Source organism: Dyadobacter subterraneus (genome assembly GCF_015221875.1).
Classification (GTDB): domain Bacteria; phylum Bacteroidota; class Bacteroidia; order Cytophagales; family Spirosomataceae; genus Dyadobacter; species Dyadobacter subterraneus.
This window is the reverse complement of the sequence record NZ_JACYGY010000002.1, coordinates 370,973-386,810: the sequence shown is the minus strand read 5'-3', so window position 1 is coordinate 386,810 and position 15,838 is coordinate 370,973. Positions and strand designations below refer to the sequence as shown.

Genomic DNA, 15,838 nt, shown 5'->3' with positions numbered 1-15,838 from the left:
GCTCTTGTTTAGTTTGGATAATTGATTATTACAAATGTCATTCCATCTGTCTCACTTACATTTCCTGCTCATCATGAAAATAAAATTATTCACAACGCTCTTTCTTGTTCTGGTTATTTCAATGAATTGCCAAAGTCAGCCGACTGGTACTGTCGGCAAACAGATGGAACAGATAAAATATAACGAATCTGGCTGCTTGTTTACAACGTACAAAGGTTTGGTTATGGCCGGATATCAGGGTTGGTTTACAGCCGAAGGTGATGGCAGCGGCCGTGGGTGGCATCATTATCAGAAAGGCGAAAAATTCGAACCGGGATTTGCCTCAGTTGATTTTTGGCCAGATGTTCGTGAGTATGAAAGAACTTACAAAACGACATTCAAATATGCAGACGGAAATACCGCAAATGTTTTTAGTCCCTATGATGAATCAACTGTTGATCTTCATTTTAAGTGGATGAAAGAACATGATATTGATGGCGTTTACATGCAGCGTTTTGTCAGCGAAATAAAAAGTGAAAGAGGAAAAAATCATTTTAACAAGGTTCTGGCTAATGCTTTAAAAGCCGCAAAGAAATACGGGAGAGCAATTAGCATCATGTACGATTTGAGCGGATCGGTTTCTGCTGATATGGACCTGATTACTCAGGACTGGGAGCAATTGCAGACAGTTTTCAAACTTTTTGATAACAAAGAAAATCCAACATATCTAAGACATAACGGTCGTCCGTTGCTGGCAATATGGGGCGTTGGATTTAATGATAGTAGAAAATATACGATTGGTGACATCCAGTCACTGGTAGGAAAATTAAAGGGCTCAAATGGAAAAATTTCTATTTTGCTAGGTGTGCCATATTATTGGAGAAGTCTGTCAAAGGATACAGAAAATTCCACATTGTTACACACTTTGATTAAAAGTGCTGATATCATTATGCCCTGGGCCGTTGGAAGATATAATTCTGATTCTTATAAAACTGTCGCTGCTAATCTGTCGGAAGATATCGCATGGTGTAAGAAAAATAACATTGGGTACATTCCACTGGTCTTTCCTGGATTCAGTTGGGGAAACTTGAAAAATGATAAAACATTGTATAACCAGATTCCAAGAGCCAAAGGTGATTTTTTGTGGAAGCAAATTGCAGGAGCAAAAATGGCGGGTGCAGAAGCTTTGTATGTAGCCATGTTTGATGAAATTGATGAAGGAACTGCCATTTTCAAAACAAAAAACGAAAAGGACGTTCCGCTTAATGGCGACGGAAAATTTGTGGGTATTGAAACCGGGCTCAGCACAGATTACTATTTATGGCTAACCGGGCAAGGAGCTAAATGGTTTCACGGAAATAAGGGGTTCAATGCTAAAAAACCGGTTCGTCAGAATTAACTCAAATTGGTTTCTTACAAATAATTCTCTTTATTAGCCTGATTTTGTAACCAACGAAAAAAATGAGATTGTTTCTTCGCCTGACTTTTCTTTGCCTGATTTTTACCGGGACTGTTTTTGCTCAAAAAATAACTCCGAAACCTGTTAGTACTTACCGCAATCCGGTTATCGCCGGTGATTTCGCTGATCCTTCTGTGATTCGGGTAGGAGATACTTATTATGCAGCAGGAACTTCATCAGAATGGGGGCCGGCTTATCCGATTTATACTTCAAAAAACCTGGTTGACTGGGAATATTTAGGTCCTGTTTTTGCGGAATTACCTTCCTGGACGATGGGAAGTTACTGGGCGCCGGAATTATTTTATCGCAACGGTACTTTTTTCGTGTATTACACAGCGCGCCGGAAATCTGACAAACAATCTTTCATTGGCGTGGCCAGCACAAAAGATCTGAAAAAAGGATTTACCGATCATGGTTTGCTATTGGAATGGACAAAGGAAGCTATCGACGGTTTTGTCGTTGAGGATAAGGGCAAATTATTTTTCACCTGGAAGGCATACGGATTGGATAAGGGTAGAGGAATTGAAATACTTGGCGCAGAGCTTTCTGATGATGGTCTGAAAGTCATTGGTAAGGAATTCACCTTGATAAAAGCAGATGCAAATAACTGGGAAAGTGGCGGGGCGGAAGGCCAGGCCCTATTTAAAAGAGGAAATTATTGGTACATGCTTTATTCCGGAAATGCATGTTGCGGTGAAAATTGTAATTATCAGGTAGGGTTGGCAAGAGCTGAAAAAATACAAGGGCCATGGACGAAATACTCAGGAAATCCGGTTCTTGTTAGTGATGAAACCTGGAAATGTCCGGGACACGGAACAGTTGTGACAACACCGGATAACCGTTATTTTTATTTACACCACGCCTACAATGGCGCTGATTTTACCTCCGCCGGCAGACAAGGTGTGTTAAGCGAACTTGTTTGGGATGAAACTACTAAATGGCCGTCGTTCCGATATGGAATAACAACGCCTGCGCAAGCAGAAACGCCATTAACTGCAAGTAGAAAAACAAATAAAGATGTAGAAATCAGTTTTGATAAAACAGCGAAAGAACTTTCCTGGGTTTATGATGTCAGTTTTCCCAAACCTGCACATAAAGTTCAGGATGGATTATTAGAAATAGAAAATAGCAACCCGACAACCACCGGTAATTTTCTTGGTCTGGTTGTAAAAAACGGAAATTACAATTTCTCAACAGAAATAATTCCGAATGAGGAAGTTGTACAAAATATTATCGTTTATGGTGACGCTAATAATGCCATCGGATTTGGTATCCAGAAAGACAAACTTACTTTGTGGCAAATAAAAGACGGAGTTTATAAAGTAATTAACACGGAGGAAATCAAAGGAAAATCGGAAGCCGTTAATTTGAAATTACAAAGTCGTTTTGGACGGTTTTTTGAATTTAGCTGGAATATTAAAGGCGAAAAAGCGAATCAGCCACCTCTGAAAATTGAAGGTTCATGGCTTCCGCGCTGGGATCGTGCTCCCCGGGTAGGAGTAAATGTTTCCGGAAATAAATCCGGAAAAAGTTCGATCCGTTCTATTCAGATGAATTACAATTAATAGGATTTTAAGAGTGTAAAACCTCCGGCATATCCTTTTGGAAATCTTCACCATAAATGCGGTTATATTCTCTGGCAAAATTCTCAAAAGTAGTTTTTGCCAGGGAATGTTTGCCCAAATGTGCCAGTGCCTTGCATTTAATGATCATCGCTTCCTCATTTACCGGATCAAAATAGAAAATATAATTGGCAAGTTTGATCAGGAATTCCGGATCATCGGAAATTTTTACCGTAGCGGCGAAACGTAAATAAGTATCAACAATTTCATTCGAAATTTCAGATTTGAAACTATCGAGCCACTCGTATTCAACATTGGACAAGAAATTACCACGTTTGGTAATCTCTGCCAACTCAGTAATATTTTCTTTATTCAAAGCGCGTTTGTTGCCAATGATGGCCAGATAATGTGTGTAATCGACATGAATTTTGTCGTAGTCAATCTTGATTTTCCAATAACCCGTTTCTTTTGAAACCTGGCAGTATTTCATTTTATCAAGAATCCCTTTCAGCTTCGCGATATTAACCGAGCGATTATTCCGGGCACTTTCCGATGGTTTATCAAACCAAAGTAATTCTTTCAATTTCTCAGAACTGATACCTTCCCAACGGATCGAATAAAGCAGAATGACCAGAAATAATTCCTTCACAAGCGGACTAAACTGCTTGGTGATTTCATTGCCTTCGTCATCAAACAATTGAAGATTTCCGAATAGGAAGATGCTGCTTTGAAGTGCAGTTATTTTGTTTTCACTTACAATTTCTTTCAGAACTGGAATTTCTGGCTCACCTTCTGTGATTGGGATAATTTCGGATTCTTTTGCTGCAACCGGTATTTCAGTTTTTGTCTCTTTTTTGGCATACTTGAAATAACTGAAAGCAAGTAGAGCCAAAACTACAAAACCGGCAGCGATCCAGACAGTTTTGTAGTTCTGGGCTTCAACCGCTGCGATTGGCTGTAACGATTCCAATGGCGGCGCATAAAGCGAATAGATTCCAATTTTTGTCTGGTTATTTTCAGCCTGATATGTCGTGACTGCTACGAATCTTCCACTCAATGAATCAAAAAATAAATCCGCATAAGACTGGATATCAACAAACTGATAGGGGATTTTAGATCCGACAATTTTAAAATCCGGTTTGGTCAGAGATCCTTTAATAAGCTGTAACTCGGAATTGAACTTATGTTTTGGAAAAATCAACGCATAATAACTGCTGTCTTTTTCATTAATGATCATAGAATTACCGTAGACAAAATCCTCTTCCGGTGTTTTTAGCTCGTAGATCTTTTTGAAACGGTGCGTTTTTGTATTAAAAAAGAGCAAATCATACCAGTTTCTCGGATTTAACATTTGTTGTCCGGTTGAACTTCCATAACCGCCAAGAATGTAAGCACCGTTTTGGGTTGTACCCAGAGCCGCTAAATATCTGGGAGTGAAAACTGAATCCTTCACATTGATATTTTCCCATTTTCCAGAAGACACATGATACCGCTGAACATTATTTTTATAAGCCAGATGACCATAACCTCCCAGAATATAAATGGAAGAATCCTGTGCGGAATAAAATTTGTTTGCATGCAGGAAATTCTTTTTTAGAGCAGCTGTTATTCCGGTTTTATCCCAGCTCCGGTTTTTTATATCAAAAGTTGAAACTTGCTGTTCGTCAATATAAATGTTGAATAATTGATTCTTGTTCTTATTAAAAAGGACTTGATTATCAATGTAAAGCGTCTGTTTTTGGTCATTGAATTTAACAATGCCAATGGTATTTCCAGCGATGTTATAACTAACCAGCGAATCTTTCGAAAGGAAATGAAGAACACCTTTATTTTGATCGAAACCGACTTTAACGAAATTTTGCATACTCAGCATCTGAACCGGCTGCCATTCATAATGCAATTTTTTTATCCACACCGGATTAACAGCCAAACCATCTTTTTTCTGGATTTCTTCAAGCGCTTTTAAGCCGTCCGTTTCATCCAGTGCCCAGTGGTATTTTAGCTGCGCGTTTTCCAGAATGGAGATATTCCTGATCTTCATCGGAGGCACATCCGTTGATTTGAAATCTTTATACTGATTTGCCCCAAACAAGATTTTAAAACATCCGTTATCCGTAATATTCACAGGCTGAGTAAAACTTTTGTCGCCGTAGACAACCCGAATGTTCTTTTTTTCTTTATCAAATTTCAGGGTAATTCTGTTCCATTTTTTGAAAAGATCATTGCCGGGAAAATCAAATGAGACGGGAGCAAATTTGTCTCCGATAACCAGTTTGAAATGTTGATTATTGGCACTGTTGTCATAAATCAGATCTATGTTTTGCTTATCATTTTCAATAAGCCTTACGATGTACCCGAAATAAATTTTCTTGTTGGCGAGAAATGAAAGCTCAAATGACAATTCAAAATTTTTGTCAAAACAGAAAGTATTATCCGGACTCAGATCCAAACCGGTTCTTTTGTCCTGTATCACCTCGAAACTGTCGAAGCCAAGGCCATAGGATTGTGCCTGGCAAAAGTGAAAAAAGCCGGGAATTAGTACAATGATTAATAAAAAGAAGAGAAACTTGAATTTCATAGGTATAAGATAGAGAGAAATAAAATTAAAATTCCCTCCAGGTAGTCATTAAGGGTCTTGTTAATCAATTATTAATTTTTTTTTAATGGATCAATGTTTAATTGGCACTTTATTTCAATCGCAATATGACATTATTGATTTAAAATTAAACAATAGTTAGTGTTTTTAATAACAGTATTTGTCTTGTGTAAGTTGGCAAGCTAAGCTGTTTATATTTGAACAAAGAATAAATCCTTAAAATTATAAGCACCGTTACAATTAATAAATTCAGTTTCATGATTCTTCCTTTCAAAACGTTTAAAATCCTTTTCTTAATCTTAGTTGGTTTTTGTTTTCATTATAATTCCCTGGCGCAAAAAAACGGTGTTGATAATTTAAAATATATTGATCTGCGGGTTGGAAATGTAGGGCAGCTTTTGGAGCCAACCAGACCAACAGTTCAGCTTCCTAACCAGATGATCCGGATGTTTCCGGAAAGAAAAGATTATCTCGACGACCAGATTTCCAGTTTTCCGCTTATTGTTGTTTCCCATCGCCTTGGACAGGCTTTTTCTATAAAACCGACTGTAAATCCAGTAACCGCTTCCGGCTGGAAACAAAAACTTGCTTACGATCACGATCTGGAAGTAACCCAGCCCTGGTATTATTCCACTTATCTGGTAGATGACGAAGTTACTGTTGAATTTACGCCGGGTAAGAAAACTGGAATTTTTCGTTTCGAATTTCCTGAGAAATCGTCCAAAAGTCTTTTGTTCAATCTTTATAATGAAGGTGAAGGTTCATGGAAATTTATTTCCGGAAATGAAATCATAGCAACAGAAATCTATCACGATGATATTCCGGTTTATATGTACGGAGTTTTCAGCGAAAAAGGTACAGCTGGTATTTTACAAAATGACAAAACTTCGTCAGCACAAACTATTAAAGGAAAAAATGCGAAAGCCTGGATTAGTTTTCCTGATAATAAAAACGGCAAAATCGAATTGAAATATGCCATTTCATACATCAGTCCCGAACAGGCCAAAAAGAATTTTGAAGCAGAATTAAAATCAACCGGTTTTGACGAATTAAAGAAAAAGGGAGAAAAAGTTTGGTCGGATGTCATAAACCAGATTCAGGTTGAAGGCGGTACAGAAGGGCAGAAGCGCAGTTTTTATTCCTCTCTTTACCGCACTTATGAACGTATGGTTGATATCTCTGAGGATAATCAATATTACAGCGGTTTTGATAAAAAGATACATAACAGCAATCGTCCCTTTTACGTGGACGACTGGACGTGGGACACTTATTTAGCACATCATCCTTTGCGAATTATTTTAAATCCTGCCCAGGAAGAGGATATGCTGAATTCATTTGTAAGCATGTATGATCAAAGCGGCTGGCTCCCAACATTTCCCGTACTTTTTGGAGATCACGCCTGTATGAATGGATTTCACTCTTCGGTTACTTTTTTGGATGGGTATAGAAAAGGACTTCGCAATTTCGATGTTTCAAAAGCATATTCCGGTATGTATAAAAATGCGACCGAGGCAACGATGCTTCCATGGAGAAACGGACCGAAATGTGAACTGGATGATATTTATCGTACCAAAGGTTTTTTTCCTGCTTTGAGAAAAGATGAAAAAGAAACGGTGAAACTGGTTGATCCTTTTGAAAAACGTCAGGCAGTTGCTGTTACGTTGGGCGGAAGTTATGATGACTGGGCGGTGGCTGAACTGGCAAAAGATCTGGGCAAACAGGGTGATTATAAAACTTTCAGCGCTCGTGCATTGAACTACAAAAATCTTTGGAGTACGGAGAAAAATATGTTCATGCCAAAAGACAGTAAAGGTGCCTGGATTCCTATCGATCCGAAATTTGACGGAGGCATGGGCGGTCGTGAATATTACGATGAAAATAATGGATATACTTACAAATGGCAGGTTCAGCACGATATCTCTGGATTAATCGGCTTGATGGGCGGGAAAAAACAATTTGAAAATAATCTGGATCAGCTTTACAGGGAAGATCTTGGGAGAAGCAAATATGAGTTCTGGGCGAAATTTCCTGATGCTACCGGACCTGTTGGTCAATATTCAATGGGAAATGAGCCAAGTTTTCATATTCCGTATTTATACAATTTCACGGATGCGCCCTGGAAAACACAAAAACGAATCCGCTTCCTGCTTGATGTATGGTTTAAAGACAATATTTTCGGAATTCCCGGTGATGAAGATGGCGGCGGTATGACGGCCTTTGTTGTCTTTTCATCCATGGGTTTTTATCCGGTTACACCTGGTAAGCCGGAATATACCATTGGCAGTCCTGTTTTTGAAAGAGTTTCAATTGCTCTTCCAAATGGAAAACAATTTAAAGTAATCGCTAACCATAGTTCTGTGGTCAATAAATACATCCAAAGCGCAAAGTTTGACGGCAAAGTTTTGAATGTGCCGACTTTCACGCATGAACAGCTCGTTGCCGGTGGAACGCTGGAACTTGAAATGGGACCAAAACCTAATAAAAGCTGGGGACTTGGTAAATAATCCTTTCTCTGTTAGCCATGAAATTTTAAGAACTTAACTATTCCTACCCTTAAAATTTTCCTTTTGGAAAATCCTTTAAATCAGGCTTATGGCCTGATTTTTTGTTTTTGTTATGCTTACTTAATAATATTGGCAGACTATTTTTACATCTTTTAAAAAAAATTGCACCATTATTCAGGAACAATTGTTCCTAAGTAGTAAAATAATTTTAGAACAATCGTTCAAGATGGTATATTTGTGTTATGGCACGAAAAAAGGAGTTTGATCCGGAAGAAAGAATGGAAAAGGCGCGTGATCTTTTTTGGGAAAAAGGTTACAACGCTACTTCTATGGAAGACCTCGTACAGACCATGGGCCTGAACAGAGGAAGTATATATGATACTTATGGTGACAAGCATAGTTTGTATTTACAGTGTCTTGGTAATTATGCAGCTGAAAAATTAAAAGAGCATAAGGAAGCTGCTTCGGGGACTTCTCCGATGGAACGCGTGGAAAATATGATCCGTAGTGCGGTAGAAGCAACGGTCAATACCGGCAAGTGTTGCATGGCAGTCAATTCAACTTTTGAACTTGCAGCTGTGGATCAAAGTGTACACTCCATTATCAAAAATAACTGGAAGGACATTGTTGATTTTTTCGAACAACTTTTAACAGATGCCAAAGCGCAGGGAGAAATTTCTGTCCATAAAGATCCAAAGCTTCTGGCGGAATTTATAGCTGCAAATTTCACAGGTTTATGGCAGACATTTATCTTGTCAAAGGATAAAAAACAGGTTGAAAAGCTGGCGGAGTTTTTAATCAATATGGTTAAAAACTAATTTTTTAAAATTATACGGAATGAAAATTCCTGAATTTATACGGAGGCCTGAAATCAGGCCTCTTTTTTGTTGCTCAATTAAACCAGTTACCGGTCTTACAAAACTTTGACCTGTTTGTATCTAATATTAATTGTCAAATAATGCTTCAGCTGTTATATTTGGAGTATGTCAAAAATGATTTCAGAAGATCTAAGAACGATCATGATCCAGAATGCTTTCGAAGTTCAGAATGAGCTTGGAAAAGATCATGCGCCGGTAGTTAAATTATATTCCCAATATGGAAAGGCAATATGGCTTTTGTCAGAGCTGGATCCGGCCAATAATATTGCATTCGGACTTTGTGATTTGGGTCAGGGTCATACAGAATTGAGTTATGTTTCCATTGACCACCTTGAAAGTATAAAACACGCCAGGCTAAAAGTGCCGATGGTGGAGATGGATAAAGATTTTATACCGCAGTATCCCATGAGTGTTTATGCAGAGGCTGCTAAAATGGTAAAAAGAATTACAGAAGATAAAGAAATTCTTGAACGTGCCGTAAAAGCGATTGCAGAAAGAGAATTTCAATAAGGATCGTTTTCTTAGGTATTTTTAATTTGAATTTGTGCCATGATCGGGCTAAATTGTTATTTCCAATAACTTCAAAATTATTAGGAATTTAGTACCGCCTTTACTCACGTTAACTTGTAATTATGCCCATGGCGTTGTCGATATGAAGTCGGGATTTTTACAAACCATTGCTTTTCTGTTCCTACATGCCATTTGTCTTGCGCAAAATGTAGAAGACTCCTATCGGTTTACTAATAATTTCAGCGTTGCAGAGCCTGCTTGTGCACCCGATTTATTACAGGTAAATGCGCTTGGTTCCTGTACATTAGGAGGTACGCCAGGTGCTTTTGTGGCTGACAATCTTGATTGCCAGATATCCCGAACTGTATACCATACCAATTTGAATTATGGGCTTATGTATTCCAATACAGCAGGGACAGTTTCTGAAACTTACACCATTCAAATGTATATCAAGAACACGAGATGGGGTAAAACATGGGCGCGGATTATTGATTTTTCAAATGGGCAACTGGATGAGGGAATTTATTTTAAAGATATTGCAGGCTCCAATGATCGTTGTATAGATTTTTTTCCGACAGGTATTGCTGGTGATTGCCCTTATTTCAAGCTGGATAAATATTATCTATTGACATTTACACGGAACGGACAAACGGGTGTCATGGATGTTTACGTCAACGATAAACTCTTTGTTTCTTATGACGACAGCGGCAAAAAATATGTAGGAAAAACAGGAGTTCCGATTTATATATTTCGTGATGATAATGAAGTTTCCTGCGAATCGGGCGAAGCAAATTTTGCCTTTTTGTCTTTTACGAATTACTATTCTTCGCAAACGTTGGTATCAAAAGATTATCAGAATATTTGCAGTGTTGCCAATATCAACGTAAGTGCTGATTTTTCTATTGATCCGGCCGCGGTGTGTGGAAATAAAAATGTTAAAGTTGCTTATACCGGTGTTTTGCCGTCGGCCACCGGATATTCTTTTCATTGGAATTTTGACGGTGCAAAGATTATCAGCGGATCGGATAAAGGTCCTTTCCTTTTGCATTGGAATGAGGAAGGTAATAAAAAGATTACACTAACAATAAAAAATGAGGCATGTGGTAAGGAAATAAGCAATACTAAACCGGCATACGTATCATTTATGAATATTTCCGTTGATATCGATGATAGCAAATGTGACGGGCAGGCAACTTTGACTGTAAATCCCAAAAACGGAATTTCTCCATTTCAGTTTTCCATTGATTCAATAAATTATCAGGCATTAAATGTTTTTAACGTTACTGCGAAAGATTACAAGATTTTTGTCAAAGATTATAATGGCTGCATCAATGACACATTAATTACAGTGAAACTAAATGGTGGAATTGAGTTAAAAACCATTTCTGACACAACAATTTGTATCGGGCAGGAAATTCAGTTGTTGACGACTGCAAATGTCACAAATTATTCCTGGACTCCTGCTGCCGGGCTTGATAATGCAGCGGCACTTGAACCTTTTGCCTCGCCACAACAAACAACCCAATACATTATTACCGCCACCGATAAAGGTTGCTCTTCCCAAGATACTGTCGCGGTGACCGTTATTCCTGAAATAAAGGTAATAGTTACCCCGGATTCTGACATACCGCCTAATACACCATTTCAGCTTATTTCATCCTCTCCGCAACTGACTGGTATTTCTGGTGTGAGTTACAGCTGGTCGCCGCCTTATGGGCTTAGTAATCCTGCAATAGCCAATCCAAATGCTACGCTTAGCGCAAGCCAGGTTTATTCGGTTATTTTGAGTACACCACAAGGATGTAGCGGAACGGGTCAAGTGACGTTGACCGTAATTCCTCCTGCTTCAATAACCCTTCCCGATATATTTACACCTGATGGTGATGGTAAAAACGAAATGTTGACACCCATAACGAATCGTATTGCTTCACTTAATTATCTGAGAATTTACAATCGCTGGGGCGAAGTAATTTATTTTTCCAAACAGCTGAGCCAGGGATGGGACGGGAAAACCCATGGAATCAAATCTGATAGCGGTGTTTATGTTTGGAAAATGGAAGCTGTGACTACAAGCGGTGAAATTGTAAGTAGAAGCGGAACGGTTTTATTGGTAAGATGAGTAATGAGCCAACATAGCTGATTACTCATTCTTCAATTTGGTAATTGATTCATCATTTCCACCATGATGGTTAATCCCTCAGGTGAGTATGTCCAGTCCATAAAATCTGCTGTTTCCTTGCTTTCTTCAACAAATCTGGCAAACATCAGTTTTTCATAATGAGCAATTGCCGATTTTAAATCGCTAAACTTTCCGCTGGTTAAGCTCTCAAATAAGTCCATAGCATCAAGCATTGCCGTATTCACACCTTCTCCGTTGGGAGGTAAGAGATGCGCTGCGTCACCGAGCAAAGTTATGTTTGGCTGTGTTTCCCAATATTGGTCCATGGGCATAGCATATAAAGGCCTGGGTATAAAATGTGTCTGATCATAGTCAAATAATTCCTGCCAAATACTGTCCCAGTTGACGTATTCTTTGTTGAACCATTCCGAAACTTGTTTGCTATTTTTTAAATCAATACCGCTTTCCTTAGCCCAATTGGCACTTGTTTTCCAGCCAATATAAAAGTCGAGACTACCGTCGCCTTTGGCACTAGCAAATATTGTTTTTGAATCGCCCATGGCAGAAATTTTCCCGCCTTTTAACAAACCGTGGATTTTTGGTGTGTTTTTTTCCGAATCAGGAATATTTCCTGTTAAAAAAGTAACGCCTGAATAAATCGGTTTTATTGGAGTGATAACCGGACGAATCCTGGAATTAGCTCCATCTGCTCCAATGACAATATCGGCAAAAGCAGTCTTTCCATTTTGAAAAATTATTTTCCAGGTATTGCCAATGTTTTCAAGCGAAACAATGTGACTATCCCAAACAACTGTGTCGGGTTTTAATGAATCCAGTAAAATATCTCTTAATGGTCCGCGATCAATTTCAGGTCTGAAATATTTATCCCCAAAATTACCTGTAGACTCTTTGGTATGGTCATCATAAACAATGGTTCCATGTTGATCCACAACCCGATACCTATCATTATCTGGTCTGTAATTCGCTTTGAAGGCATCCATCAAGCCAGCTTCTTCAATTGCCTTTAATCCTGATTCGAAATGCAGGTCAAGTGTAGCGCCCTGTACTCTTACATCTCTGTTTTCATCTCTTTCGTATACTTTCACATTTACTCCTTTGCACTGGAGTAATCGTGCCAATGTTAATCCTCCCGGACCACCACCAACAATTGCGACTTCTTTATTTTGTAGTAACATAATTTCTATTTTTATGACCACAAAATTATATTTACATTTATAATTAAAATATCTGTTTTTGATATAAAAATAGTCGTAAATGAAAGTTTCAGTTACAGATAAATTTAGGTCTGGTGTTGCTTTACAATTTGCCAAGGCAATTGGTGCAACTGTTCAGGGCCGATTTTATAATATTCCCAAAAGTAAGGGGGAGGGTTACATCACCGGTTTTTCATGGGAGAACAACGAGCTGCGGATGATGGTGAGAAATTATTATCTGAACGAGGAAGTTTTATTGGAGCGGACAAATGAGTTTGCAGAAGGCCAGAACGACATTATTTTTTCACTAAGCGGTGTTATTACTTCCACAGTAAAAGAAGAAAAACAACTGGCATCCGAGCAGACAAATGTATTCATCTGTATGCAGTCAGTTTCATCGGTACTCACAATGCCTTCAAATACTTTTTTTAGAAATATAGCGATCGCAGTTTCCCGGCAATACCTCCGTCAGCGCTTTGGAGACATAATGCATCCGGTTGTAATCAGTATTCTGGAAGGTAAAGAGAACTTTGCTTTTGAGACAGGCATTTCACCTGAAATGATTAAAACGGCGAGTGAAATTGTGCATCTGCCTGTGCCGGAAAGTTTGGAAAGTCATTACTGTAAACTGAAATGTGAAGAATTACTTTGTTACATATTTACCCTGCTCATTCAAAGGGAATCTATGCCTACAAGTGTTATGCATATTGACGATATCAAGGCTATTTATGCGATTAAGTTACGTTTGCAGTCGAGGCTGGACGAGCCCCCGAATATTGGTAAGCTGGCCGTAGAAGCTGGGATGAGCGAGCCTAAACTGCGAAAACTTTTTAAACAAACATTCGGAAAAGGCGTTTTTGAATATTACCAGTTTTCACGAATGCAGCAAGCCGCACGTTTACTCAGGGAAGAACGATTGACGGTTTCTGAGGTTGGTTATCAGTTGGGTTTTACCAATCTGAGTCATTTTTCAAGAGTTTTTGAGCAGCATATGGGCATGAAACCTAAGAAGTATTCAGCCATGTAAATTAGAGATTTGTTTCAAGGATAATTTGAATTTCAATTATCAAAACTTTAAAAACCTCTAAAACTACTTAAAGCAAAAAACACCTGACAAATCAATGTCAAGTGTTTCATTTTTGTCGGGGAGACAGGATTCGAACCTGCGACCCTCTGGTCCCAAACCAGATGCGCTACCGGGCTGCGCCACTCCCCGAATCCAAGTATTTTCTTTTCAGTAAAAAGCACTTATCATCTCTGATAAGTGCTTTTCGTGGACTTGTAGGGATTCGAACCCCAAACCTCCTCATCCGTAGTGAGGTGCTCTATCCAATTGAGCTACAAATCCATTCCTTGAATTGGACTGCAAAGATAGAGTTTGCTTTTTGATTATGCAAATATTGGAAGAAAATAATTTTAAAATTTTTATCTAAAATTTTATTTACCCTGATAATCAGGTTTTTTCTTTTGTAAAAAAGATGAAATTCCTTCGGTGGCGTCCTGTGTTTTTTGAAGTAAATCCTGATTTTCCATTTCAAGATTTAATATTTCAGTCAGATTAGATTCGAAGGATTGATTGAAAACTTTTTTAATTGCGCCAATCGCTTTGGTAGGCGCATAGCGGTAATACGAGATAGATTCGTTAACTGCTTCGTCCAATTTTTCTCTCGGAACTGATTTGTTTATTAATCCAATCTGAACGGCTTCCGGTGCGTAAACTTTTCTTCCTGTTGAGGCTAATTCAAAAGCTCTGGCCATTCCTATCAATCTCGGCAAAAAGAATGAAGCACCTGCATCCGGCATCAATCCAATTTGGACAAACATCTGGCTTAAATAGGAATCTTCACTGGCAATGATCAAGTCACAGGCAAGAGCAAGCGAACATCCGGCGCCAACAGCCAGACCGTTCAATCTGCAAATAACCGGTTTTGGAATATTTCTTATAGTTTCAATCATCGGATTATATCCTTCACGAAGCATTTCTCCGGCACTTTTTGCGGATTCCATGGCCGCTTTTAAATCCGCTCCTGAGCAAAATGCCTTTTCACCTTCACCAGTCAAAACAATTACCCGAACAGAAGAATCTTCTCCCGCTTGCTGAAATGCAGTGGTAATTTCTTTGATTAAATCCAGCGTCAAGGCATTGTGTACCGCCGGTCTGTTGAGGCTGATCCTGACAACACCCTCATGATTGTTGAAAAGAAGATTTTGGTAAGTAGCCATAGTAAAGGATGAAGATTATTCCGGGACTTAATTTGTCAAATATAAGTCGGTAATCTTTCAGCCTTACTGCTATCGCTTTTAGAATAAAAAATAAATGGCGGCGCTGCTCACAGCAAGTCCGCACGCAAATCCTGCAATAATTTGTGCAGGCGTATGGGCATTTAAATAAAGTCTGGCGCTTAATAAAATACCACTGATCAGTATTACGATAAGAAGCGGGGTCAACAATAAATGTTCTTCAAAACGAAGGATTAGTCCCGTCAGAATGCCAATTGCACCACCCATGCCGGTTGCATGTGCACTAATTTTCCATGATAAACTCACGACGGCCACGATAATTAAAGAAATGGTAACACTTCCGAGAATAATAGAAATTTGCGGAGCCAGTTCAGCTATCGGCTGCAATTTCCATCCGAATAAATAGGTGGCAATGGCATAAATAATACCCGTTGCAAGGTAAGGCAAACGTCTTTCACTCAGGGAATCTACATGCAAAGTGCTGACAATGCCCAGTCGATAGAAATAATATATGACAATTGTAGGTGCTACAAAAGTGTTCAAAAATATCAAAAGTAAAAGGCTGCCCAGTCCCGGAAGTTCCAGCGCACTAACGCCGGCAAGTTCAGGTGTGATAAGGAAAAGGACTGCAAAAAGATATGTAGTAATGATCAGAGGGTGAAATACTACGGATAAAAATGTGGCGATTCGGGTATTCAAAATTGGATATGCGTTAGTCATAGTTTGCAAGAAACAAAATTAAGCCATAAACCAGTTCGGGCAATGACCTTTTTAAA

Annotated in this window: 11 protein-coding genes and 2 tRNA genes; 7 read left to right on the top strand and 6 right to left on the bottom strand. The window is 38.7% G+C overall.

What is annotated here, in order from left to right:
• Positions 1-73 precede the first annotated feature (73 nt).
• Positions 74-1,378: a glycoside hydrolase family 99 protein gene (locus tag IEE83_RS26955; protein ID WP_228102093.1), complete on the top strand. Its 1,305-nt coding sequence runs from the start codon at positions 74-76 to the stop codon at positions 1,376-1,378.
• Between the two features lie 62 nt (positions 1,379-1,440).
• Positions 1,441-3,003, top strand: coding sequence for a glycoside hydrolase family 43 protein (locus tag IEE83_RS26950; protein ID WP_194123877.1), 1,563 nt, complete (start codon positions 1,441-1,443; stop codon positions 3,001-3,003).
• A 7-nt stretch (positions 3,004-3,010) separates the two neighbouring features.
• Here the strand turns inward: IEE83_RS26950 and IEE83_RS26945 are convergent, their stop codons facing one another.
• Complete coding sequence (locus IEE83_RS26945; RefSeq protein WP_194123876.1) at positions 3,011-5,578, bottom strand: Kelch repeat-containing protein; 2,568 nt, start codon at positions 5,576-5,578, stop codon at positions 3,011-3,013.
• A 275-nt stretch (positions 5,579-5,853) separates the two neighbouring features.
• Here IEE83_RS26945 and IEE83_RS26940 point away from each other — a divergent pair, with 275 nt between their 5' ends.
• The 4 genes from IEE83_RS26940 (at position 5,854) to IEE83_RS26925 (ending at position 11,607) form a co-directional block, all read left to right on the top strand.
• Positions 5,854-8,100, top strand: a complete 2,247-nt coding sequence (locus IEE83_RS26940; protein ID WP_194123875.1) for a GH92 family glycosyl hydrolase — start codon at positions 5,854-5,856, stop codon at positions 8,098-8,100.
• A gap of 242 nt (positions 8,101-8,342) precedes the next feature.
• The gene (locus IEE83_RS26935) at positions 8,343-8,918 is read left to right on the top strand and encodes a TetR/AcrR family transcriptional regulator (protein WP_194123874.1); all 576 of its coding nucleotides are present in this window, start codon (positions 8,343-8,345) and stop codon (positions 8,916-8,918) included.
• A 174-nt stretch (positions 8,919-9,092) separates the two neighbouring features.
• Positions 9,093-9,488, top strand: coding sequence for a DUF2958 domain-containing protein (locus tag IEE83_RS26930; protein ID WP_228102092.1), 396 nt, complete (start codon positions 9,093-9,095; stop codon positions 9,486-9,488).
• Between the two features lie 142 nt (positions 9,489-9,630).
• Positions 9,631-11,607: a T9SS type B sorting domain-containing protein gene (locus IEE83_RS26925; RefSeq protein ID WP_194123872.1), complete on the top strand. Its 1,977-nt coding sequence runs from the start codon at positions 9,631-9,633 to the stop codon at positions 11,605-11,607.
• Between the two features lie 32 nt (positions 11,608-11,639).
• On the opposite strand, the gene IEE83_RS26920 is transcribed toward IEE83_RS26925, so the two are convergent.
• Positions 11,640-12,803 carry an FAD-dependent oxidoreductase gene (locus IEE83_RS26920; RefSeq protein WP_194123871.1) on the bottom strand — a complete coding sequence of 388 codons (1,164 nt, stop codon included), beginning with the start codon at positions 12,801-12,803 and terminating at the stop codon, positions 11,640-11,642.
• 79 nt (positions 12,804-12,882) lie between these two features.
• Between IEE83_RS26920 and IEE83_RS26915 the strand changes: the two genes are divergently transcribed.
• Positions 12,883-13,848: a helix-turn-helix transcriptional regulator gene (locus IEE83_RS26915; RefSeq protein WP_194123870.1), complete on the top strand. Its 966-nt coding sequence runs from the start codon at positions 12,883-12,885 to the stop codon at positions 13,846-13,848.
• Between the two features lie 115 nt (positions 13,849-13,963).
• On the opposite strand, the gene IEE83_RS26910 is transcribed toward IEE83_RS26915, so the two are convergent.
• From IEE83_RS26910 to IEE83_RS26895, 4 genes are all read right to left on the bottom strand, one after another.
• Positions 13,964-14,037: transfer RNA gene (locus IEE83_RS26910), tRNA-Pro, on the bottom strand.
• A gap of 58 nt (positions 14,038-14,095) precedes the next feature.
• A tRNA-Arg gene (locus tag IEE83_RS26905) sits at positions 14,096-14,169 on the bottom strand.
• 89 nt (positions 14,170-14,258) lie between these two features.
• Positions 14,259-15,044 (bottom strand): enoyl-CoA hydratase/isomerase family protein, encoded by a 786-nt coding sequence (locus IEE83_RS26900; RefSeq protein ID WP_194123869.1) that lies wholly within the window; start codon positions 15,042-15,044, stop codon positions 14,259-14,261.
• 78 nt (positions 15,045-15,122) lie between these two features.
• The gene (locus IEE83_RS26895; RefSeq protein ID WP_228102091.1) at positions 15,123-15,782 is read right to left on the bottom strand and encodes a hypothetical protein; all 660 of its coding nucleotides are present in this window, start codon (positions 15,780-15,782) and stop codon (positions 15,123-15,125) included.
• Between the last annotated feature and the right edge of the window lie 56 nt (positions 15,783-15,838).